Origin of the sequence: Sedimentitalea arenosa (genome assembly GCF_016428585.1) — a bacterium.
GTDB classification, from domain to species: domain Bacteria; phylum Pseudomonadota; class Alphaproteobacteria; order Rhodobacterales; family Rhodobacteraceae; genus Sedimentitalea; species Sedimentitalea arenosa.
Genome location: NZ_JAELVR010000002.1, coordinates 189034 through 210364 on the forward strand (window position 1 = coordinate 189034; position 21331 = coordinate 210364).

Genomic DNA, 21331 nt, shown 5'->3' on the forward strand with positions numbered 1-21331 from the left:
TGAGCAAAAAAGATTTCCTGATCTCAGGCGTCTTGCGACTGCATCTGTCTCTAGGCCGGTATTGACGTGATCTTTCGTGTTTGTGACCGATCGTGGCGCATGGCACATGCGCTCATGCTTGCAGGTTTTTCAGCACGCTCGTCGCAAGAAATGTCAGGGCTGCGATACAGACGATCGAGGGGCCGGCAGGCGTGTCCAATGCATAGGCCGCGCGCAGTCCGACGACAGCCGAAGCGCTGCCGATCATCGAAGCGATCAGGGCCATCTGCTCGGGCGTGCGCGACAACGGGCGCGCCGCTGCGGCCGGAATGATCAGCATCGCGGCGATCAGCAGGACACCGACCACCTTGATGGCAACGGCGACGGTGATCGCCAGGGCCAGCGTCAGGACAAGTTGTTCGCGGCGCGGATTGATACCGCTTGCATAGGCGATTTCCTCGCTCAGAGTCGAAGTCAAAAGCGCGGACCAACGCCAGCCGATCAGCCCGACGACCGCGGCGGCGCCTCCCCAGATGACCGCCAGATCCGCGCGTGACACGGCCAGAATGTCGCCAAAGAGATAGGCCATGAGGTCGATCCGGATCCCCGAGAGAAATGATACCGCGACCAAGCCGAAGGCGAGGGCGGAATGCGCGAGAACTCCCAGAAGTGTGTCCATCGCATAGCCCCGTCCGGTCAGAAGCGTGACGGTCAGGGCCATCGCCAGCGCCACGGCTACCGCGCCGGCGAAAATCGACACTTGCAGGGCGAGCGACAGGGCTATGCCCAGGATCGCTGCGTGGGCGGTGGCATCTCCGAAATAGGCCATGCGCCGCCAGACGACGAAGCTGCCCAGAGGAGCCGCTGCACAGGCGACACCGACACCGGCCAGCATCGCGCGGGTCATGAAATCGTCCAGCATCATTCGGCGGCCTCTGTTTTGGAATGGGCGTGGTCATGCCCACAGGTCTCGTCATGCGCGTGGTCATGGTCATGGCGATACAGTGCAAGCGCACCGCCGGTGCCGGTGCCGAACAGGGCGCGGTATTCCGGAGCCGCCGAGACGATTTCGGGCGTGCCTTCGCAGCAGACATGCCCGTTCAGGCAAATGACCCTGTCGGACGCGCTCATCACCACGTGCAATTCGTGGCTGATCATCAGGACGGCGCACCCGGTGTCTTTGCGCACCTCTTCAATCCGGCGATAGAAGGCTGCGGAGCCAGGTTGATCCAGACCCTGCGTCGCCTCGTCCAGAAGCAGGAGGTCGGGAGCGTGGATCAAGGCGCGGGCCAGCAGGACCCGCTGCATCTGTCCGCCGGACAGGGCCGACATCTGGCGTTGGGACAAGTCCGGCACGCCCGCGCGTTCCAGCGCGGGCAGGCAGGCCGCGCGGGGCGTGCCGCCGGGCAGGCGCAGGAAGCGTTCCACCGTCATCGGCAGCGTCGGGTCGATATGCAGCTTCTGCGGCACGTATCCGATGCGCAGCCCCGGCTTGCGAATGATCCGTCCGGATGTCGGCCGGGCCGCGCCGATCAATGCGCGGAGCAGCGTGGTCTTACCCGATCCGTTGGGACCGACAATGGTGACGATTTCGCCGGGCTGAACGGTCAGCGATACGTTCTGCAGAACTGTATGGGGGCCGTAACCGACGCTTATGCCTTCTACCGAGACGAGGTTCATTCTTCGGCCTGTTCCGCGCAGGCGGGGCAGAGACCCACGGCTTCGACCGTGGTCCGTTCGATCTGAAAGCCGGCCGCACGCGCCGCATCGCCAAGGTCGCCGGGTGCCGGGGCGGAATGCGTTTCCGCCACGGACGCACAGGACCTGCAGATCATGAATGCCGGGGAGTGAGTGGCTCCAGGGTGGGCGCAGGCGATGAAGGCATTGAGGCGCTCGATCTTGTGGGCGAAGCCATTGGCCACGAGGAATTCCAGCGCGCGGTAGGCGACAGGCGGCTGCGAGCCAAACCCGGCATCGCGCAGACGGTCGAGCATCTCGTAGGCGCCAAGCGCGCGATGTTCCTGCAGCAGGACTTCAAGCGCCTTGCGGCGGACCGGGGTGAAGCGCAGCCCATTGCTTTCGCAGTGCGACTCTGCCGCCGCTACCGCCGTCTTGATACAGTCCGCGTGATCATGCTGTTCAAACCCGACAGTATCGGGGAGCCGATCGCTTTCTGTCTGATCGCCGGTTGTCATGTTATTACAGTACCTGTATCTGGTGGGTAACGTTATAAGATCACATGGAGCCGGACATGTCCAGAAACCTCGTTCCGCTGTCGCTTGCAGCCTCGCTCGTAGCCGGAGTCGCGGTCGCCGACGGGCCGCGCGTTGCCGTCGATATCGCACCTGTTCACTCGCTCGTAGCGCGCGTGATGCTAGGTGTCGGCACGCCCGCGCTCATCGTGACTCCGGGTGCAAGCCCGCACGAATACAGCCTGCGACCGTCCGAAGCGACCGCACTACAGGACGCGGACGTCGTGTTCTGGGTGGGCGCCGATCTGACGCCTTGGCTGGACGATGCCGTCGAGACGCTGGCCAGTCAGGCCACCGTCGTAGAGCTGCTCGAAACCGATGGCACGGTGGTTCTTGAGATGCGCGAAGGCGCCCTTTTCGAAGCGCATGCACATGATGATCACGACCATTCGGACGATCATGAAGCGGACAAGAAGCACGACGACCATGCCGCGGATCATGACCACGATGATCATGCACATAGCGATCGCGACCCGCATGCATGGCTGTCCCCCGACAACGGGGCGGTTTGGCTGAACACGATCGCGGCAACTCTTTCGGCAGCCGATCCCGAGAATGCCGGAGCCTATTTCGCAAACGCGGCCGCCGGACGCGCCGAACTCGAGGACCTGAAGTCCGAGATCAACGGTGTTCTGCAACCCATGAGAGGCGGCAGTTTCATCGTTTTCCACGACGCCTACCAATACTTCGAGGTCGCATTCGACTTTCCGGCATCCGGCGCGATTTCGCTTTCGGATGCGGTCGATCCCAGCCCGGCGCGCATCGCCGAAATCCAGTCCCGCGTCGCCGATCGGAATGTCACCTGCGTCCTGTCGGAGCCCCAGTTTTCCGCCGGTATCGTCGCCGCAGTCATGGATGGGTCTTCTGCGAACGCCGGCGTTCTCGATCCTTTGGGCTCGGACCTCGAGCAGGGCGTGTCGCTCTATCCGTCGCTGTTGAAGAACCTCGCGAACTCCCTGGCGGATTGCCTTTGACCAGACGAGTCCATCCGCTGCAATTCTTAAGGCAGCGTCTCATGGCGGTGCCCGATCTGCGTGGAGAGTATTGGAAACTGGCAGCTATTTCCACGGTTCAGGCAGCTTGGCCAACGGAGCAGCAAACTTATAGGTCAATAAATAAATCAGGAAGATTTATTTATTGACAGAATCACGCGAACCGACGAGTTTGCGGCCTAACCTGCCTACGGACGCGCATAGAACAGTCATGTTAGTTGAAAGCCGAACAGACACGGATCGCCAGGACGAACGCCATGTTGTCGGCGGAGCGGGGCTTGGAACGAACCAGACCGCCATGCGCGCATACAACGAACGCCTCGTGCTGTCGCTCATCCGCCAGTCCGGTCCGATGTCCAAAGCTGAAATCGCCCGCGTGACCGGCCTTTCCGCACAGACGGTTTCCGTCATCATGCGCGCCCTGGAACAGGACGGTTTTCTCACCAAGGGCGAGCCTGTGCGAGGCAAGGTTGGACAACCTTCGGTGCCGATGGGACTCAGGAGCGAGGGGGCATTCTTTCTGGGTCTCAAGATCGGTCGCCGCGGCTCGGAGCTGCTGCTGACCGACTTTCTGGGGGATGTGAAGTTCCAGCGCCGGGAAACTCATCGGGTGCCTGCGCCGGACGACGTCGTGGCATTCGCCAGCGAAGCTATCCGCGAAGCTCTGGATGGGCTTCCCGACGAACAGCATAGCCGCGTGGCAGGTCTCGGTGTCGCCCTGCCGTTCCGGCTCTGGGATTGGGCCGACGCCACGGAGAAGGATAGCATCAGGCTTGACGCCTGGCGCACCTGCGATCTCGCCGCCGAGATCGGGAAGTCCTGGGACTTCCCGGTTTACATCTGCAACGACGCTTCCGCGGCCTGCGGGGCCGAGCTGGTTTTCGGCGATCAAAACAAGCCTCGGGATTTCCTGTATTTCTACATCGGCTATTTCGTCGGTGGTGGTCTGGTTCTGGACAACGCGCTCTATACCGGCAGAACCGGGAATGCGGCGGCCCTTGGATCTGTCTTGGTCACGGCAAGAGACGGCGACGGGTGCCAATTGGTCGAGGTGGCGTCGTTGGTGACGCTGGAACAGGCGTTGGTGAAAGCGGGCGAAGACGCATCGTCGCTCTGGAACCGATCGGGGGATTGGCAAGTGCCGCAAGGGGTGCTGGACGAATGGCTCGACCAGGCGGCGAGCGGTCTGGCGCAGGCGATTGCTTCCTCGACCTGTCTCATCGATTTCGAAACCGTTCTCATCGACGGATCGATGCCGCCGAGCGTCCGGGCGGCGCTGGTCGCGCGCACGGCCAAGGCGCTACGCGACCTCATCGTTCCGGGCATTTCGTTTCCTGACGTGACGGAGGGGGTGATCGGCTATGACGCAAAAACTCTGGGGGCCGCCAGTCTGCCCTTGTCCGACCGATTTCTCGTCGATCGCGATGCGTTCCTGAAAGGCTGATCGATGATCCTGTGTTGCGGAGAAGCCCTGATCGACATGATCCCGACTGCCACCAAGGCCGGACCGGACGGGTTCGTGCCGCATTGTGGCGGTGCGGTCTATAACACCGCCATCGCGCTTGGGCGGCTGGGCGTGCGGACCGGCATGCTGACGGGCCTGTCCAGCGACATGTTCGGTCAGCAATTGGCTTCCGGCCTGAAATCCAGCCATGTGGACGCGTCGCATGTGATCCTATCTGACCGGCCGACGACGCTGGCCTTCGTACGGCTGGTGGATGGTCATGCCACTTACGAATTCTTCGACGAGAATTCCGCCGGGCGCATGGTAACGCCAGAGGACATGCCGGCGCTGACCGGCGAGGTGACGGCGCTCTACTTCGGTGGGATCAGTCTGGCCTGCGAGCCGGGCGCGGACGCTTATACCGCCCTGTTGGAACATGGTGCCAGTGAGCGTGCGGTAATGCTCGACCCGAACATTCGTCCTGCATTCATTCGGGACATCGACCGCTACCGCCGACGGCTGGACCGGATGATCGCGCTGGCGGATATCGTCAAGGTATCGGATGAGGATCTCAACTGGATCACGCCCGAGCCGTTGTCGCTGCGCGAGAAGGTGGATCGGCTTCTGGCCAAGGGCCCGTCACTGGTGATCCTGACGCGGGGCGGCGAAGGGGCCACAGGGTATCTTGTCAGCGGCGACGAGGTGCAGGTGCCCGCCCTGAAAGCCGAGATTACCGACACGGTCGGCGCTGGCGACACCTTCAATGCCGGCGTGCTGGCCAAGTTGTCTGAGCTCGGGCAGTTGCACAAATCCGGTCTGGCCGCCCTGTCACCCGAAATATTGAGCGAAACGCTTGCGCACGGCGCGCGCGTCGCCGCGATCACCGTTTCGCGTGCGGGCGCGAACCCGCCTTGGGCCGGAGAGCTTTGAAATCGTACGGGCCATTCATTTCTTCGGCCAATTATGTTAGCGCTAACTTGAACGCATCAATCACGCAAAGGACCTGACAATGACCCTTAAGATTGCAATCAACGGTTTCGGTCGCATTGGCCGCGGTGTCTTGCGCGCCCTTGTCGAACGCGGTGACAATGACATCGATATCGTTGCCATCAACGACCTGGCTCCGGCCGAGCACATCGCTCACCTGCTGAAGTATGACAGCGTACATGGCCGGATCGGTTTGCCGGTTTCGGTCGAAGAGGACTCGCTGCGCGTGGGGGCGCGCAGCATTCGCTTGACCGCGATCCGAAACCCGGAAGAGCTTCCGTGGCGGGACGTGGATATCGCCTACGAATGCACCGGCCTCTTCACCGACCGCGACGCGGCGGCCCGGCATTTGCGCAACGGTTCCAAACGGGTGCTGATCTCGGCCCCCGGCAAGAATGCCGACAGAACCGTGGTGTTCGGTGTCAACCATGCGGATCTGATCGCAGGCGATCTGATCGTGTCGAACGCGTCTTGCACGACCAACTGCCTTGCCCCGATGGCGATGGTTCTGGATCGTGCTTTCGGCATCAAGACCGGCTACATGACCACCATCCATGCCTTCACCGGTGATCAGCCGAGCCATGACACCAACCACAAGGATCTCTACCGTGCGCGTGCGGCGTCTATGTCGATGGTGCCGACCTCGACCGGCGCGGCCAAGGCGATCTCGCTTGTGTTGCCGCGTCTTGAGGGCAAGCTGGAGGGCTCTGCCGTGCGGGTTCCGACGCCCAACGTATCGATGGTGGATCTTTGCTTTGTGCCGGAAACCGTCACCACGCGTGATGCGATCAACGCCGCCATCGCCGAAGCGGCCCGGGAGGAATTGGCCGGGATTCTGTCCTACGAGGAGGATCCGATGGTTTCGATCGATTTCAACCACGATCCTCATTCGTCGTGCTTTGCTGCCGCCCAGACCACGGTGACACGGGACGGCATGGTGCGGGTGGTCAGCTGGTATGACAACGAATGGGGCTTTTCCAACCGGATGCTCGACACCGGGCGCCAGATCGGCGCGATGATGCACACAGCCCCCCTGAAATTGGCGAGCTGACCCGATGGTATCGCGCGTCATTCCGGTCGACCCGTTCGACCTCGTGATTTTCGGCGCCACGGGTGATCTGGCCTTGCGCAAGATCCTGCCGGGACTGTTCCACCGTTACGCGGTGGGGCAGGTGCCCGACAACGCCCGGATCATCGGTGTCGCGCGGAGCGACATGGACGAGACCATGTTCCGCGCCGAGGTGCAGGGCCGCCTTGCCGAGTTCGCGCCGCGGTCCGTGCAGCAGGCCGATCGGCTGGCTCAATTCCTGGACAAGATCACATACGTTCGCGCCGATGCCACCGGCGATTCGGGATGGAGCGCGCTTCGAGACGTGCTGCGCGACGACGTGGTGCGGGCTTTCTACCTGTCTGTCGCGCCCGCGCTGTTCGGTGCCATCGCGGCCAACCTGCACGCCCATGGGATTGCCACGCCGGACAGCCGGATCGTCGTGGAAAAACCCTTTGGGCGCGACAGGGAAAGCGCGTGCGCGCTGAACGCCGACCTGCGCCAGAGTTTCGACGAGCGACAGATCTATCGCATCGACCATTACCTTGGAAAAGAGACGGTGCAGAACCTGATGGCGCTGCGCTTTGCCAATTCGCTGTGGGAGCCGCTCTGGAATGCGACCCATATCGACCATGTGCAGATCACCGTGGCCGAGAGCCTCGGCGTCGAAGGGCGCGGCGAATACTACGATCACGTTGGTGCGATGCGGGACATGGTGCAGAACCATCTGATGCAGCTCTTGTGCCTGACCGCGATGGAACCGCCCTCGAAATTCGAGCCGAACTCGGTCCGCGACGAGAAGGTCAAGGTGATCGAGGCGCTGGAGCCGGTCGCCCAAACCGATATCGTGCGTGGGCAATACCGTGCGCGCGGCGGCGAAGGCAGCTACCGCGAAGATGCCGGTGACCCGAAGAGCCGCACCGAGAGTTTCGTGGCGATGAAGGTCAATATCGGCAACTGGCGGTGGGCGGGCACGCCGTTCTACCTGCGCACTGGCAAGAAGTTGCGTGGGCGGAGTTCGGAAATCGCGGTGGTCTTCCGCGATCCGCCGCATATGATCTTTCCCAAGATGGAAGGCCGGCGCGGCAACGCGCTGATCATCCGGCTGCAACCGGACGAGGGCATCATCCTGCGCAACACGATCAAGGAACCCGGCCCCGGCGGGTTCCGGCTCGCCGAGGTGACGCTGGACATGACCTTTGCTGATGCGCTGGACAATCAGTCCGACCCCCAGGACGCCTACGAACGCCTGATCATGGACGTTATCCGCGGCGATCAGACGCTGTTCATGCGGGGGGACGAGGTCGAAGCGGCCTGGGCCTGGGCCGATCCGATCATCGCGGGCTGGGAAGAGGCCAACCTGACGCCCGAGGCCTATGACGCCGGCAGTTCCGGCCCGGAAGATGCGCTGATGCTGTTGCACCGCTACGGTCGCCGCTGGCGCGAAATAGTTTGAAAGGCAACCCCATGACTGTTCATCCTACCATTCAGAGCGTCACCGAACGCATCATCCGACGCAGCGAAGAGACCCGCAAACCCTATCTCGACCGGATGGATGCGGCGCGCATCAAGGGCCCGGCCCGCGCGCATCTGTCCTGCAGCGGCCAAGCCCATGCCTATGCCGCAAGCGACACGGACAAGGACGCGCTGGCCACCGGCAGTGCGGGCAATCTCGGCATCGTCACCACCTACAACGACATGCTGTCGGCGCATCAGCCCTTCGAGCGGTTTCCCGACCTGATCCGTGACGCCGCTCGCCAGGTGGGCGGCACCGCACAGGTTGCGGGCGGCGTGCCGGCCATGTGCGACGGGGTCACCCAGGGCGAGGCGGGGATGGAATTGTCGCTGTTTTCGCGCGATGTCATCGCGCTTGCGGCTTCGGTGGCGCTCAGCCACAACGTCTTTGATGCTGCCGTATTCCTCGGGGTTTGTGACAAGATCGTGCCGGGACTGGTGATCGCGGCCCAGGCCTTCGGCCATCTGCCGGCCGTGTTCCTGCCCGCCGGCCCGATGGAAAGCGGATTGGCCAATGACGAGAAGGCCAAGGTGCGCCAGCAGTTCGCCGCCGGAGAGGTCGGGCGTGACGCGTTGATGGCCGCCGAGATGGCCGCCTATCACGGCCCGGGAACCTGCACTTTTTACGGCACCGCCAATACCAACCAGATGTTGATGGAATTCATGGGGCTGCACCTGCCCGGCGCCAGCTTCGTGCCTCCGAATGGGGCACTGCGCGATGCCTTGACGCAGGAGGGAGCAAAACGCGCCTTGTCGCTCAGCGCGCTGGGAAACAGCTATACGCCGGTCAGTGCCATTCTTGATGAACGCGCCTTCGTGAACGGGATTGTCGGGCTGAACGCGACGGGCGGATCGACCAATCTGCTGATCCACCTCGTTGCCATGGCGCGGGCGGGCGGCATCATCCTGGATTGGCAGGATTTCTCGGACATTTCCGAGGTGACTCCCTTGATGGCGCGGGTCTATCCGAACGGGCTTGCGGATGTGAACCATTTCCATGCCGCAGGTGGCCTTGGCTACATGATCGGCCAGTTGCTTGCGTCAGGTCTGTTGCATCCCGACACGCAGACCGTGGCCGGGCAGGGGTTGGAAAACTACACACAGGATCCGATCCTGACCGATGGTCGCCTATCGTGGCGCCCGGGACCCAAGGACAGCCTGAACGACAAGATCCTGCGCCCGGCAAGCGATGCGTTCCAGTCCACCGGAGGGTTGAAGCGCATGACCGGCTCGATGGGGGCCGCCGTCATGAAAATCTCGGCCGTCGCGCCGGAACATCACGTGGTCGAAGCCCCGGCCCGGGTGTTTTCCGACCAGGACGCGGTCAAGGCCGCCTTCAAGGCGGGGGAATTCACCGGTGACACTGTCGTCGTCGTACGCTTTCAGGGGCCAAAGGCGAATGGTATGCCTGAATTGCACAGCCTGACGCCGCTGCTGTCGATCCTGCAGGGCCGGGGACACAAGGTGGCGTTGGTGACCGACGGTCGCATGTCAGGAGCGTCGGGCAAGGTGCCTGCCGCGATCCATGTCTCGCCCGAGGCGCTGGATGGTGGCCCGATCGCGCGGGTGCGCGACGGCGACATGGTCCGCGTCGATGCCACCACCGGGACGCTCGACGTCCTGGTCGAGGATCTCGACACCCGCCCTAGCGCCACTGCCGATCTGTCGGCGGGGCAGGCAGGTACCGGGCGCGAGCTGTTCGCTGCGTTCCGCAACACGGTTGGCCCGGCCACGTCCGGCGCAACCATTTTTGGAGGCTGACACATGACCCTTTCGCCGAAAGACGCCAGCGTGCTGACCCGCGAGCTTTGTGCCCTGGCTCCGATCGTCCCGGTTCTGGTCGTCGAGGACGCCGCCGTGGCCCGCCCTTTGGCCGAGGCGCTCGTCGCCGGTGGCTTGCCCGCCCTTGAGGTGACGCTGCGCACCCCGGCCGCGCTGGACGTGATCCGGGAAATGGCACAGGTTCCCGGCGGCCATGTCGGGGCGGGTACGCTCATCACACCCCAGGATGTGTGGGCCGCAAAGGAGGTGGGTGCCACGTTCGGCGTCTCGCCCGGGGCCACGGACGCCCTGCTGGCCGCATGCGAAGAGGCGGACCTGCCGCTGCTTGCGGGGGCCGCTACCGCGACAGAAGCGATGCGGCTTCTCGTACGCGGCTATGACATGCTCAAGTTCTTTCCCGCCGAGGCTTCGGGTGGTGCGCCGGCGTTGAAGGCCATCGGTGCGCCGTTGCCGCAGATCGCCTTTTGCCCGACGGGCGGCGTAACGCCGGACAATGCGCGATCCTATCTCGGCCTGCCCAACGTGATCTGCGCCGGAGGCAGCTGGGTCGCCCCGAAGGGCTTGATCGAGACGCGGGACTGGGCCGGAATTGAAACACTTGCCCGTGACGCGGCCAAACTGGGGGCGTCCGCATGAGCGCCATCTGGACGGAGCTGGAAGAGCGGCACCGCGCCACGTCGGCGCGCAGGATCGCATCTCTCTTCGACGACCCCGACCGGTTTGACCGTTTTTCGACAGAAACCGACGATTTGCTGCTCGATATCTCAAAGACCAATATCGACGATGAGGCGCTGGCATTGCTGATCTCTCTCGCGGACAGCGCTGGCCTGGCCGACAGGCGCGATGCCATGTTCCGCGGTGACAAGATCAACATGGCCGAAAACCGGGCCGTGCTGCATACCGCACTGAGGTCTCCCGAGACCGCGCCGCTGGTCGTGGACGGCGTGGATGTTCGGCCGGCGGTGACCGAAACCCTGGACCGGATGGAACGGTTTGCTCGTGCGGTTCGGTCAGGCGATGTCACGGCTCAGAACGGGGCGATTTTCACAGATGTGATCAACATCGGGATCGGCGGGTCGGATCTGGGCCCGGTCATGGCGACGCTGGCGCTGGCGCCCTATCATGACGGGCCGAACGTTCATTTCCTGTCCAATGTCGACGGGGCCCACGCGCATGACATTCTCAAGCGGCTGAACCCGGAAACGACGCTGGTTATCGTGGCCTCGAAAACCTTCACCACGATCGAGACGATGACCAATGCAGGCACCGTGCTGGATTGGCTGCGCGCGGGCATTGGCACCGATATCGGCGCGCACTTGGCCGCGGTATCGACCGCGCGCGATCGGACGGCCGCGATGGGCATTGCCGAAGAGCGGGTGTTCGGCTTCGCCGACTGGGTTGGTGGCCGCTATTCGCTTTGGGGGCCGGTGGGCCTGCCAATCATGCTCGCCATTGGACCGGAGAATTTCCGCGCGCTGCTGGCCGGTGGCCACGCCATGGATCGCCACTTCCAGACCGCCGAGGCTCGGCAGAACCTTCCGGTTCTGATGGCCCTGGTCGGCATCTGGCACCGCAACATCTGTGGCTATGGCAGCCGCGCCGTGCTGCCCTACGACCAGCGTCTGTCGCGCCTTCCCGCCTACCTGCAACAGCTGGATATGGAGAGCAACGGCAAGAGCGTCGCCATGGACGGCAGCCGTCTTGAGCGCAGCGCCGGTCCCGTGGTCTGGGGCGAGCCCGGCACCAACGGGCAACATGCGTTCTACCAGCTCCTGCACCAGGGCACCGATGTCGTCCCCGCGGAATTCCTGATCGCGGCGGAAAGCCACGAGCCGGGGCTGCAGGCGCATCACGATCTGCTCAAGGCCAATTGCCTGGCGCAATCCGAGGCGTTGATGCTCGGCCGGTCCTTCAAGCAGGCGCTGCAGATCGCTGAACAGCTCGGCTTTGGCGGAGAGGCGCGCAAGCGTCAGGCCGCGCACCGCAGCTTTCCCGGCAACCGTCCGTCGATCACGCTGGCCTATCCAAAGCTCACACCCTTCGTGCTAGGGCAGATCATCGCGCTCTACGAACATCGGGTTTTCGTTGAAGGCGTGATCTGGGGCATCAATTCCTTCGATCAATGGGGGGTCGAGCTTGGCAAGGAACTGGCCAATGGCCTGTTGCCGATGGTGCAGGGCGCCGATCCCGCTGGCAAGGACGGCTCGACCCGGGGACTTCTGCACAAATTGTCGGCATGACGGGCCTTTGACAGGGGGGCGCCGACCTACGTGCGAGCCCCCGGTTTCATAAAGGCTTGATCTTTGCCCGATTGCGGTCCTATCTTCACAAAACTTTACTCGCGTAATATTTACGGAAAGAGATGGGGTGGGATGGCGCAAAAGAAAATCCGCAATATGGAAGAGCTCGCCGCTGTCAGCCGCATCTCGCGCCCGACCCTGTCCAAGTACTTCAACGATCCGGACAGCGTGCGTCGCTCGACACGGGAACGAATCGAACTTGCGCTGACGCAATTCGACTATCGTCCGAACGTCTATGCGATGAATCAGAACCGGCGCAAGACCAGGAATATCGGCATCGTCGTTCCCAACCTGGCCGATCCATTCTTTTCGGAGATCGGCCGCGAGGTCGAGTTGGCCTGTATCGGGGCGGGCTACACTCCGATCCTTCTCAGTTCACATGGCAACCCGGCGCAGGAACGAGACAACCTGGAATCGCTTCGTTCGTTGAAGCCCGCGGGCGTGCTGCTGGCCCCGTTCGGGCGAGTCTCGGACCGGGCGGATATCGAGAGTTTCAACAAGCATATTCCGGTGGTCCTGTTCGATGCCAATGTCGAAACGGCCTGCGAGGCATTCGTTGGCACAGACAATTTTCAAAGCATTGATCTCATGGTGGAATATTTGTGCCGCAGCGGCGAGCCGCCGTGCCTGTTCGAAATGAAGTCGCCCTCCAACCCGAATGCGAACAAGCGCCGGCAGGCCTATCTGGAGAGCATGCAGCGCCATGGGTACACGCCGCATATCTTCCAGGCCGAGGGCGAGGGCTGGAACTTCGAGGAAATCGGCAGTGCCGAAGGGGGGCGGCTCATCTCCGAGAACGCGTTCAACACCAATACCGTTTTGTGCAGCAACGACCGTCTCGCCATCGGCATGTTGTCGGCCGCCTATCGGCTGGGCAAGCGGGTTGGGCATGGGCCGGCCTGCACGTTGCGCATTGCCGGGCATGATGACCACCCTTTCTCGCGCTTTACCTGCCCATCGCTGACCACGATCGCGCAGGATTACGCAGCCATCGCGAATCGTGCGGCCAGCACGCTTTTTCGGATCATCGACACCGATGAACGCCCCGAAAAGCGCGAGGAAACCCTTTTCAACGGCAGCCTAGTGATGCGCGAGTCGGCGTAAGACCTTGATCGGATTTGCATGATCCATGAAGTTTACGCGCGTAAAAAATAGATTGACTGCGCGTCATGCTATTCGTTAATACTGTTACATCATCCCGATCAAGAGGAGGAACTCTGGGTGTCTTTCAGAAATTCGGTCTACGCTGCGACCGCGATGTCGCTCGTCACCGCGGGCGGCGCGTTCGCAGAAATCATCACAATCGCCACCGTGAACAACGGTGACATGATCCGCATGCAGGGTCTGACTGACGACTTCACGGCCAAGACCGGCCACGAAGTCGAATGGGTCACGCTGGAGGAAAACGTGCTGCGGCAGCGCGTGACCACCGACATCTCGACCAAGGGCGGCGCCTTCGACATCATGACCATCGGCATGTACGAAACCCCGATCTGGGGTGCCAATGGCTGGCTGGTTCCGCTGGACGATCTGAGCGCCGAATATGACGTCGACGATCTGCTACCGGCCATGCGCAGTGGCCTGAGCCACGAAGGCACGCTGTATGCTGCGCCGTTCTATGGCGAAAGCTCGATGATCATGTACCGCACCGACCTGATGGAGAAGGCCGGGCTGGAAATGCCAAAGGCGCCGACCTGGCAATTCATCCGGGAAGCCGCGGCGGCCATGACGGACCGCGACAACGACATCAACGGCATCTGCCTGCGTGGCAAGGCCGGTTGGGGAGAAGGCGGCGCTTTCATCACGGTGACCGGCAACTCGTTCGGCGCCCGCTGGTTCGACGAAGACTGGAACGCCCAGTTCGATCAGCCGGAATGGGCCGAAGCGCTCAACTTCTACGTCGACATGATGAACGAGTCCGGCCCGGCGGGCTTTGCCACAAACGGGTTCAACGAAAACCTGTCGCTGTTCCAGCAGGGCAAGTGCGGCATGTGGATCGACGCCACCGTTGCCGCGTCCTTCGTGACCGACCCCGAGGACTCGACCGTGGCCGACAAGGTTGGTTTCGCGCTGGCACCGAACAGCGAAGGTGTCGAGAAGCGCGCCAACTGGCTCTGGGCCTGGGCGCTGGCGATTCCCGCCGGCACTCAGAAGGAAGACGCGGCCATGCAGTTCATCGAATGGGCCACTTCGAAAGACTACATCGAACTGGTTGCGGAAAAAGAAGGCTGGGCCAACGTTCCCCCGGGCGCGCGCAGCTCGCTTTACGAGAACCCCGAGTATCAGAAGGTGCCATTCGCACAGATGACGCTCGACTCGATCAAGGCGGCCGATCCGCAGAACCCGACCGTTGAGCCGGTTCCCTATGTCGGCATCCAGTTCGTCGCCATCCCCGAATTCGCAGGCATCGCCACCGAGGTGAGCCAAGAATTCTCGGCTGCCTATGCCGGTCAGCAGACCGTCGAAGAAGCCCTGGCCAAGGCGCAGGCCCTGACCAACGACGCAATGGAAGCGGCCGGTTACCGCTAGTCCCCTGAACGTCCGGGGGCGGCCTTCGCGCCGCCCTCATCAAGACCACCGCCTTACCATGTTATCTTTCATCTGCGACGGCGCTTGGCCGTAAACAGAGGAGGTATGCCCAATGGCTACTCAACACTCCCGATCCGCAGCGCGCCTGATGATGGCACCGGCGGTGGTTCTGCTTCTGGGGTGGATGCTCATCCCCCTGACCATGACGCTCTACTTCTCGTTCAAGAAATACCTGCCGCTGCGCGGTGGCGATCTTGGTTGGGTCGGCTTTGAAAACTATGTCCGCTTCGTGACCTCCAGCGCGTTCTGGCCGTCGGTCATGACCACCCTGATCATCGTTGGCGGCGTTCTGGCCATCACCGTGTTGTTCGGTATCCTTCTTGCAATCCTGCTGAACCAGCCGATGTGGGGCCAGGGCGTGGTTCGTATCCTGGTGATCGCCCCGTTCTTCGTCATGCCGACCGTGTCGGCGCTGGTGTGGAAGAACATGTTCATGGATCCGAACTATGGCTTGCTGGCGCATCTGTGGGAGTTCTTCGGCGCTGAACCGGTGCAATGGCTCAGCCAGGCTTCGCTGACCTCGATCGTGATGATCGTGTCCTGGCAATGGTTGCCCTTCGCCACCCTGATCCTGCTGACCGCGATCCAGTCGCTGGACAGCGAACAGCTCGAAGCTGCCGAGATGGACGGCGCGCCGGCCACCAAACGCTTTGCCTACATCACCCTGCCACATCTGGGCCGCGCGATCACCGTCGTGATCCTGATCCAGACGATTTTCCTGCTGTCGATCTTTGCCGAGATTTTCGTCACCACCGGCGGCGCGTTCGGCACCAAGACGCTAACCTACCTGATCTACCAGCGCGTGCTGGAAAGCCAGAACGTCGGGCTCGGCTCGGCGGGCGGCGTCTATGCAATCATTCTTGCCAATATCGTTGCCATCTTCCTGATGCGCATCGTCGGCAAGAACCTGGACGCGTGAGGAGGGCATCATGGCACGCGCAGTCACACAACAACGCAAGATCATCAACACCGCCGCCGCATGGGCCGTGGGTCTGCTGATCTTCTTCCCGATCCTCTGGACGATCCTGACCAGCTTCAAGACCGAAGCGCAGGCGATTGCAGATCCGCCCATCTTCCTGGGGTTCGACTGGACGCTCGAGAACTATTCGGCCGTGATGGAGCGCTCGAACTATGGCCGGTTCCTGTGGAATTCCGTCATCATCGCGGGCGGGTCGACCATCCTCGGGATCATCATCGCGATTCCCGCTGCCTGGTCGATGGCCTTCGTGCCCTCAAAGCGGACCAAGGACATCCTGCTGTGGATGCTGAGCACCAAGATGCTTCCGGCGGTGGGTGTGCTCTATCCGATCTACCTGTTGTTCATCCAACTGGGCATTCTGGACACCAAGGTCGGCCTCGTCATCGTGCTGATGCTGATCAACCTGCCGATCATCGTCTGGATGCTCTACACCTACTTCAAGGAAATCCCGGGCGAGATCCTCGAAGCGGCGCGGATGGATGGTGCGAGCTTGAAGGACGAGGTGCTGTATGTGCTGACTCCGATGGCCATTCCCGGCATTGCGTCGACACTTCTGCTCAATGTCATCCTGGCTTGGAACGAGGCCTTCTGGACGCTCAACCTGACCGCGGCAAAAGCGGCCCCGCTGACGGCTTTCATCGCCAGCTACTCCAGCCCCGAAGGCCTCTTTTACGCCAAACTCAGTGCGGCCTCGACCATGGCCATCGCACCGATCCTCATCCTCGGCTGGTTCAGCCAGAAACAACTTGTCAGCGGCCTGACCTTCGGCGCTGTCAAATAGGAAGGAACTGACCTATGGGACAGATCAAACTCAACCAGGTGTCCAAGAGCTTTGGCGAAACCGAAGTCATACCGCCATTGGACCTGACCATCGACGATGGCGAATTCACGGTCTTTGTCGGCCCCTCGGGCTGCGGCAAGTCCACTCTCCTGCGGCTGATCGCGGGGCTCGAGGACATCAGCTCGGGCCATATCGAGATCGACGGTTCGGACGCCACCAACGTGCCCCCGGCCAAGCGTGGATTGGCCATGGTGTTTCAATCCTACGCGCTCTATCCGCATATGTCCGTGCGCAAGAACATCGCCTTTCCGATGAAGATGGCGGGCGTCCCGCAAGACGAACAGGACCGCCGCATCAAGGCCGCTGCGGAGGCGCTGAACCTCACCGACTACCTTGACCGCCGCCCGGGCCAGCTGTCGGGCGGGCAGCGTCAGCGGGTCGCGATCGGCCGCGCGATCGTTCGCGAACCTCAGGCGTTCCTGTTCGATGAACCGCTTTCGAACCTCGATGCGGCGCTGCGCGTGGGGATGCGGATGGAGATTTCCGAACTCCACAAGAAGCTGAACACGACCATGATCTACGTCACCCACGACCAGGTCGAAGCCATGACCATGGCCGACAAGATCGTGGTGTTGCGCGCCGGGGTGATCGAGCAGGTCGGCAGCCCGCTCGAGCTCTATCACACCCCTTGCAACGAGTTCGTGGCCGGCTTCATCGGCTCGCCCACGATGAACCTGCTCAAGGGCGCCGAGGCAGAAAAGCACGACGCGGCCACAATCGGCATCCGCCCCGAGCATACCGATGTCAGCCAGACCGAAGGCACCTGGAAAGGCGTCGTCGGCGTGGCCGAGCATCTGGGGTCCGATACGTTCCTGCATGTCCATGGCGTTCCGGGATGCGATCCGATGACCGTGCGGGTGGACGGTGAACTGCCCGTCCGTCACGGTGACACGATCTACCTGACGCCGCAGTTGGACAAACTGCACAAGTTCGATGCGCAGGGCCTGAGGATCGACTGATGCGATTGTCCGGCAAGTCCGCCCTCATCACCGGCGCGGCCCGCGGCATCGGACGGGCCTTTGCGGCGGCCTATGTCGCCGAAGGCGCACGGGTGGCGATCGCCGATATTGATATCGACGGCGCCCGCAAGGCCGCCGCCGAACTGGGCGATGCTGCCTTTGCCGTCGAAATGGATGTAACCGACCAGGCCAGCATCGAAAGCGCCGTGGCCGAGACCGTGACGCAACTGGGTCAGATCGACATCCTAATCAACAATGCCGCCGTGTTTACCGCGGCCCCGCTTGTCGAGATCGACCGCGCCGACTTTGACCGCGCGTTCGACATCAATGTCGCCGGCACGCTGTTCACGATGCAGGCCGTCGCGCGCCACATGATCGAACGCGGCATCAAGGGCAAGATCATCAACATGGCGAGCCAGGCCGGGCGGCGTGGCGAGCCTCTGGTCGCGGTCTATTGTGCCAGCAAGGCCGCGGTGATCAGCCTGACCCAATCGGCGGGCCTGAACCTGATTTCCTACGGCATCAACGTCAACGCCATCGCGCCGGGCGTGGTGGATGGCGAACATTGGGACGGCGTCGATGCCTTCTTCGCGAAATACGAGAACAAGTCACCCGGCCAGAAGAAATCCGAAGTGGGCGCGGCGGTTCCGTATGGACGGATGGGAACGGCCGATGATCTGACCGGCATGGCGATATACCTTGCCAGCGAAGACAGCGACTACGTCGTCTCACAGACCTACAACGTGGATGGTGGACAATGGATGAGCTGATAAAACTGTCAAACTCAACGCTCGGTCAGTTGCGCATCGAACACCCGCGCTATGACCGTTCGGCCTTGACCCCGGGTATCGTGCATATCGGCGTGGGAAATTTCCATCGCGCCCACCAGGCCTGGTACCTGCACCGGCTGATGCAGGCCGGCAAGGCACAGGACTGGGCGATCCTCGGGGCAGGCGTCCGCCCCTATGATGCGGCGATGCGAGAAAAACTCCTGGCCCAGAACTGCCTGACCACGCTGATCGAACTTGACCACGAAGATACCTCTGCCGAGGTCGTCGGGTCGATGATCGGCTACCTTCCCATTGTGGACGGCAACGGCCCCCTGATCGCGGCGATGGCCGATCCGGCCGTTCGCATTGTTTCGCTGACCGTCACTGAAAGCGGGTATTATCTCGATGCGGTCACCAAGGGCTTTGACGCGTCCCACCCCGACATCCGGCACGACGCCGCCAACCCGGACACGCCGCGCACAGCCTTTGGCGCCATGGTCGCGGCACTCCGCCGGCGGCGCGACGCGGGCCTTGACCCCTTTGCCGGGCTCAGCTGCGACAACCTGCAGGGCAATGGCGCGATCCTGCGTCAGACCGTGGTCTCCCTGGCCCGGCTGTCCGACCCAGAACTGGCCGACTGGATCGAGCGGAACACGACATTCCCCAACTCGATGGTCGACTGCATCGCACCCGCAACCGGCCCGACCGAGATGGCCCTGGTGCACGACTTCGGCATCGACGACGCCGCGCCCGTGACCCACGAGGCCTATCGGCAATGGGTCATCGAAGACTCGTTCTGCGCCGGACGCCCGAACTGGGACGAGGTCGGGGCGACCTTCTCTGGCGATGTGCATGCCTATGAGACGATGAAGATCCGTATCCTCAACGCCGGCCACCAGGTTCTGGCCAATGTCGGCGAGGTGATCGGGATCGAAACCATCTCTGCCTGCATGGCCCATCCGCAGATCGCCGCGATGTTTCGCAAGGTGCAGGCGGACGAGATCACCGCGACGGTCGATCCAGTCCCGGGGATGACCCCGCTTGCCTATCTCGACCTGATCGAAACCCGGTTTTCCAACCCGCGGATCGTCGACACCACGCGCCGCGTGGCCTTTGACGGCTCCGCCCGTCACACCGGTTTCGTACTGCCCATTCTGCGCGATCAGCTGGCCGCCGGCCGGTCCGTCAAGGGACTCGCGCTTGTCGAAGCCCTGTGGGCGCGCATGTGCGAAGGCACCCGCGAAGACGCTACAGAGATCGACCCCAACGATCCTCTTTGGGCGGATCTGACCAGGGCCGCGCGAGAGGCCAGAACCCGCCCCGCCGCGTGGCTGGAGCAACACCGCTTCTACGGCGATCTGGCACACGACCGGCAGTTCTCGGAAGCATTTGCCGCTTGGCTGCAGCTGATCTGGGCCGAAGGTTGCGAAACCGCCCTGAAAAGATACGCTGCGGGTGACAAGCTGAGCCAACACGCGGCAATAACCGGATAGGAACCCGCCTTGACCGAGATCACCGCAACGGACCTCGTCGAGCTCATCAAAACCCGCGCTGCGGGGCAGGATCGCTACGTCGTCGCCATCGCGGGACCGCCCGGTTCAGGGAAATCGACCCTCGCGGCCGATCTGGCCGCGCGTCTGGGCCCAACGGCGGCCACGTTGCCGATGGACGGGTTTCATCTCGACAATGACCGGTTGCGGCAATTGGGGCTCTTGCACCGAAAGGGCGCGCCCGAGACGTTTGATGCTCAAGGTTTTGTCGACCTGCTGCGCGAGGTGCGCACCACACCCCGCGTCTCCTACCCGACCTTCGACCGGGACGCGGACCGGACCGTTCCGGGCGCGGGCCATATCGGCCAGGACACCCGCATCGTGCTGGTCGAAGGCAACTACCTTTTGCTGACATCCCCGCCATGGTCCAGCCTTGACGCCCTATTCGACCTGACCGTTCGTCTCGACGTCAGCCGCGAAGAGCTTGAGGATCGGCTGGTCACGCGCTGGCTCAGCCATGGTCTGCCTGCGGCCGAAGCCCGCGCGCGCGCCCTTGGAAATGACATGAAGAACGCCGAACACATGTTTGAAAACGCGAGATCACCTGATTTCACACTTCGGGCCGAGTGTTGATACCTGTGTCGTGTCGCAGTGATTTTATGCGTCCCTTTGGAAGCGTATCAAGATTGTCGCGACGCGGTGAATGATATCCTCGTCTGAGTCGACCTTGGTTTCCTGGGTGTTTTCCTCGACGTGTTTCTGTACTCCGGTTCCCCTTTGAGGGGGACTGGACCACGCTGTTTCCTATGCAGTATGCGTGCATTTGGTCCGCGAGAACCGGATCGCTGACCATGGGAGATCCGAGAATGTCCAACCATCTTGTTACTTCGGCAGCGCGATTGTCCGTTGCCCCCATGATGGATGGACAGGTAGTTTGCGATTTCCTTATGTTTCCTAGTGCTTTGCAGGTGCAAATCGAGTTATGTTGTAAAAAATGTTGTAACTTTTGGGCGCTACCATTCGGGTCTGAACCCTACTCAAACATGCTACTGCTTGCGCCAACATTGACTCTGATTTTCTGGTCGCCAACCAGGCCATCGTGGCGGCAATCTTTGACAGGTGTTGGGACCCACCGTGCCGCGTCTTCGGGAACATTTCTGTTCGAAAAGAAAAATCGATTTCCTTGTACATGCCATTCGTTCGGCCCGCAGCGATCGCGGACTCTGAGCCGCTTTCGTTGAAAAAGGCGTTTGGTTTTGTGCGTTGGGGTACACCACTTGATGTGGCGCATGTTCGACTGGCTAAGCATCAGCTTGTTGAACGGGATTTCGCGCGAGGCGCTGAAGGTGATCTTCTGTTGCATGGGGCTCATGGGATATCTCCGCGACAGGCCAGCCGGAAGCC

The 21331-nt window shown here is 62.3% G+C and carries 20 protein-coding genes; 16 read left to right on the forward strand and 4 right to left on the reverse strand.

Annotation, left to right across the window (positions count from 1 at the left end; genetic code table 11):
• Nucleotides 1-112 precede the first annotated feature (112 nt).
• The 3 genes from JF290_RS03740 to JF290_RS03750 are packed head-to-tail and all read right to left on the reverse strand — an operon-like array spanning nucleotide 113 to nucleotide 2174.
• Complete coding sequence (locus JF290_RS03740; protein ID WP_199023404.1) at nucleotides 113-901, reverse strand: metal ABC transporter permease; 789 nt, start codon at nucleotides 899-901, stop codon at nucleotides 113-115.
• Nucleotides 901-1659 (reverse strand): ATP-binding cassette domain-containing protein, encoded by a 759-nt coding sequence (locus tag JF290_RS03745; protein ID WP_199023405.1) that lies wholly within the window; start codon nucleotides 1657-1659, stop codon nucleotides 901-903. The genes JF290_RS03740 and JF290_RS03745 overlap by 1 nt, the downstream gene beginning before the upstream one ends.
• A complete protein-coding gene (locus JF290_RS03750) occupies nucleotides 1656-2174 on the reverse strand; it encodes a Fur family transcriptional regulator (protein ID WP_199023406.1) in 519 nt (172 codons plus the stop codon). The genes JF290_RS03745 and JF290_RS03750 overlap by 4 nt, the downstream gene beginning before the upstream one ends.
• 56 nt (nucleotides 2175-2230) lie before the next feature.
• Here JF290_RS03750 and JF290_RS03755 point away from each other — a divergent pair, with 56 nt between their 5' ends.
• The 16 genes from JF290_RS03755 to JF290_RS03830 all read left to right on the forward strand — a co-directional run bounded on the left by JF290_RS03755 (nucleotide 2231) and on the right by JF290_RS03830 (nucleotide 20560).
• A complete protein-coding gene (locus tag JF290_RS03755; RefSeq protein WP_199023407.1) occupies nucleotides 2231-3205 on the forward strand; it encodes a zinc ABC transporter substrate-binding protein in 975 nt (324 codons plus the stop codon).
• A gap of 316 nt (nucleotides 3206-3521) precedes the next feature.
• On the forward strand, nucleotides 3522-4667 hold the full coding sequence (locus JF290_RS03760) for an ROK family transcriptional regulator (RefSeq protein ID WP_199023408.1): 1146 nt from the start codon (nucleotides 3522-3524) through the stop codon (nucleotides 4665-4667).
• Between the two features lie 3 nt (nucleotides 4668-4670).
• A complete protein-coding gene (locus JF290_RS03765) occupies nucleotides 4671-5597 on the forward strand; it encodes a carbohydrate kinase family protein (protein ID WP_199023409.1) in 927 nt (308 codons plus the stop codon).
• A gap of 79 nt (nucleotides 5598-5676) precedes the next feature.
• Nucleotides 5677-6705, forward strand: a complete 1029-nt coding sequence (gene gap / locus JF290_RS03770; RefSeq protein ID WP_199023410.1) for a type I glyceraldehyde-3-phosphate dehydrogenase — start codon at nucleotides 5677-5679, stop codon at nucleotides 6703-6705.
• A gap of 4 nt (nucleotides 6706-6709) precedes the next feature.
• Nucleotides 6710-8158 carry a glucose-6-phosphate dehydrogenase gene (zwf, locus tag JF290_RS03775; RefSeq protein ID WP_199023411.1) on the forward strand — a complete coding sequence of 483 codons (1449 nt, stop codon included), beginning with the start codon at nucleotides 6710-6712 and terminating at the stop codon, nucleotides 8156-8158.
• An 11-nt stretch (nucleotides 8159-8169) separates the two neighbouring features.
• A complete protein-coding gene (gene edd, locus JF290_RS03780; protein ID WP_199023412.1) occupies nucleotides 8170-9978 on the forward strand; it encodes a phosphogluconate dehydratase in 1809 nt (602 codons plus the stop codon).
• Nucleotides 9979-9981: 3 nt separating this feature from the next.
• Nucleotides 9982-10635, forward strand: a complete 654-nt coding sequence (eda, locus tag JF290_RS03785) for a bifunctional 4-hydroxy-2-oxoglutarate aldolase/2-dehydro-3-deoxy-phosphogluconate aldolase (RefSeq protein WP_199023413.1) — start codon at nucleotides 9982-9984, stop codon at nucleotides 10633-10635.
• A complete protein-coding gene (gene pgi, locus JF290_RS03790) occupies nucleotides 10632-12239 on the forward strand; it encodes a glucose-6-phosphate isomerase (RefSeq protein WP_199023414.1) in 1608 nt (535 codons plus the stop codon). Before eda ends, pgi begins: the two co-directional genes overlap by 4 nt.
• A 132-nt stretch (nucleotides 12240-12371) precedes the next feature.
• The gene (locus JF290_RS03795; protein WP_199023415.1) at nucleotides 12372-13403 is read left to right on the forward strand and encodes a LacI family DNA-binding transcriptional regulator; all 1032 of its coding nucleotides are present in this window, start codon (nucleotides 12372-12374) and stop codon (nucleotides 13401-13403) included.
• Between the two features lie 153 nt (nucleotides 13404-13556).
• A complete protein-coding gene (locus tag JF290_RS03800; RefSeq protein WP_233155142.1) occupies nucleotides 13557-14828 on the forward strand; it encodes an ABC transporter substrate-binding protein in 1272 nt (423 codons plus the stop codon).
• A gap of 112 nt (nucleotides 14829-14940) precedes the next feature.
• Nucleotides 14941-15807: a carbohydrate ABC transporter permease gene (locus JF290_RS03805; RefSeq protein ID WP_199023417.1), complete on the forward strand. Its 867-nt coding sequence runs from the start codon at nucleotides 14941-14943 to the stop codon at nucleotides 15805-15807.
• A gap of 10 nt (nucleotides 15808-15817) precedes the next feature.
• Entirely contained in the window at nucleotides 15818-16648 is an 831-nt protein-coding gene (locus JF290_RS03810) for a carbohydrate ABC transporter permease (RefSeq protein WP_199023418.1), read from the forward strand.
• A 14-nt stretch (nucleotides 16649-16662) separates the two neighbouring features.
• On the forward strand, nucleotides 16663-17667 hold the full coding sequence (locus JF290_RS03815; protein WP_199023419.1) for an ABC transporter ATP-binding protein: 1005 nt from the start codon (nucleotides 16663-16665) through the stop codon (nucleotides 17665-17667).
• Entirely contained in the window at nucleotides 17664-18437 is a 774-nt protein-coding gene (locus tag JF290_RS03820) for an L-iditol 2-dehydrogenase (RefSeq protein ID WP_328701199.1), read from the forward strand. Before JF290_RS03815 ends, JF290_RS03820 begins: the two co-directional genes overlap by 4 nt.
• Complete coding sequence (locus JF290_RS03825) at nucleotides 18425-19930, forward strand: mannitol dehydrogenase family protein (protein WP_199023421.1); 1506 nt, start codon at nucleotides 18425-18427, stop codon at nucleotides 19928-19930. Before JF290_RS03820 ends, JF290_RS03825 begins: the two co-directional genes overlap by 13 nt.
• Nucleotides 19931-19939: 9 nt before the next feature.
• A complete protein-coding gene (locus JF290_RS03830) occupies nucleotides 19940-20560 on the forward strand; it encodes a nucleoside/nucleotide kinase family protein (protein WP_199023422.1) in 621 nt (206 codons plus the stop codon).
• A 400-nt stretch (nucleotides 20561-20960) separates the two neighbouring features.
• On the opposite strand, the gene JF290_RS03835 is transcribed toward JF290_RS03830, so the two are convergent.
• Nucleotides 20961-21299 carry a hypothetical protein gene (locus JF290_RS03835; RefSeq protein ID WP_199023423.1) on the reverse strand — a complete coding sequence of 113 codons (339 nt, stop codon included), beginning with the start codon at nucleotides 21297-21299 and terminating at the stop codon, nucleotides 20961-20963.
• Nucleotides 21300-21331: the final 32 nt, after the last annotated feature.

Bases quoted from the DNA above. Each gene is read 5' to 3' on its own strand.
- JF290_RS03740 (WP_199023404.1), bottom strand. From the start codon at position 901: ATGCTGGACGATTTCATGACCCGCGCGATGCTGGCCGGTGTCGGTGTC.
- JF290_RS03745 (WP_199023405.1), bottom strand. From the start codon at position 1,659: ATGAACCTCGTCTCGGTAGAAGGCATAAGCGTCGGTTACGGCCCCCAT.
- JF290_RS03750 (WP_199023406.1), bottom strand. From the start codon at position 2,174: ATGACAACCGGCGATCAGACAGAAAGCGATCGGCTCCCCGATACTGTC.
- JF290_RS03755 (WP_199023407.1), top strand. From the start codon at position 2,231: ATGTCCAGAAACCTCGTTCCGCTGTCGCTTGCAGCCTCGCTCGTAGCC.
- JF290_RS03760 (WP_199023408.1), top strand. From the start codon at position 3,522: ATGCGCGCATACAACGAACGCCTCGTGCTGTCGCTCATCCGCCAGTCC.
- JF290_RS03765 (WP_199023409.1), top strand. From the start codon at position 4,671: ATGATCCTGTGTTGCGGAGAAGCCCTGATCGACATGATCCCGACTGCC.
- gap (WP_199023410.1), top strand. From the start codon at position 5,677: ATGACCCTTAAGATTGCAATCAACGGTTTCGGTCGCATTGGCCGCGGT.
- zwf (WP_199023411.1), top strand. From the start codon at position 6,710: ATGGTATCGCGCGTCATTCCGGTCGACCCGTTCGACCTCGTGATTTTC.
- edd (WP_199023412.1), top strand. From the start codon at position 8,170: ATGACTGTTCATCCTACCATTCAGAGCGTCACCGAACGCATCATCCGA.
- eda (WP_199023413.1), top strand. From the start codon at position 9,982: ATGACCCTTTCGCCGAAAGACGCCAGCGTGCTGACCCGCGAGCTTTGT.
- pgi (WP_199023414.1), top strand. From the start codon at position 10,632: ATGAGCGCCATCTGGACGGAGCTGGAAGAGCGGCACCGCGCCACGTCG.
- JF290_RS03795 (WP_199023415.1), top strand. From the start codon at position 12,372: ATGGCGCAAAAGAAAATCCGCAATATGGAAGAGCTCGCCGCTGTCAGC.
- JF290_RS03800 (WP_233155142.1), top strand. From the start codon at position 13,557: ATGTCGCTCGTCACCGCGGGCGGCGCGTTCGCAGAAATCATCACAATC.
- JF290_RS03805 (WP_199023417.1), top strand. From the start codon at position 14,941: ATGGCTACTCAACACTCCCGATCCGCAGCGCGCCTGATGATGGCACCG.
- JF290_RS03810 (WP_199023418.1), top strand. From the start codon at position 15,818: ATGGCACGCGCAGTCACACAACAACGCAAGATCATCAACACCGCCGCC.
- JF290_RS03815 (WP_199023419.1), top strand. From the start codon at position 16,663: ATGGGACAGATCAAACTCAACCAGGTGTCCAAGAGCTTTGGCGAAACC.
- JF290_RS03825 (WP_199023421.1), top strand. From the start codon at position 18,425: ATGGATGAGCTGATAAAACTGTCAAACTCAACGCTCGGTCAGTTGCGC.
- JF290_RS03835 (WP_199023423.1), bottom strand. From the start codon at position 21,299: ATGAGCCCCATGCAACAGAAGATCACCTTCAGCGCCTCGCGCGAAATC.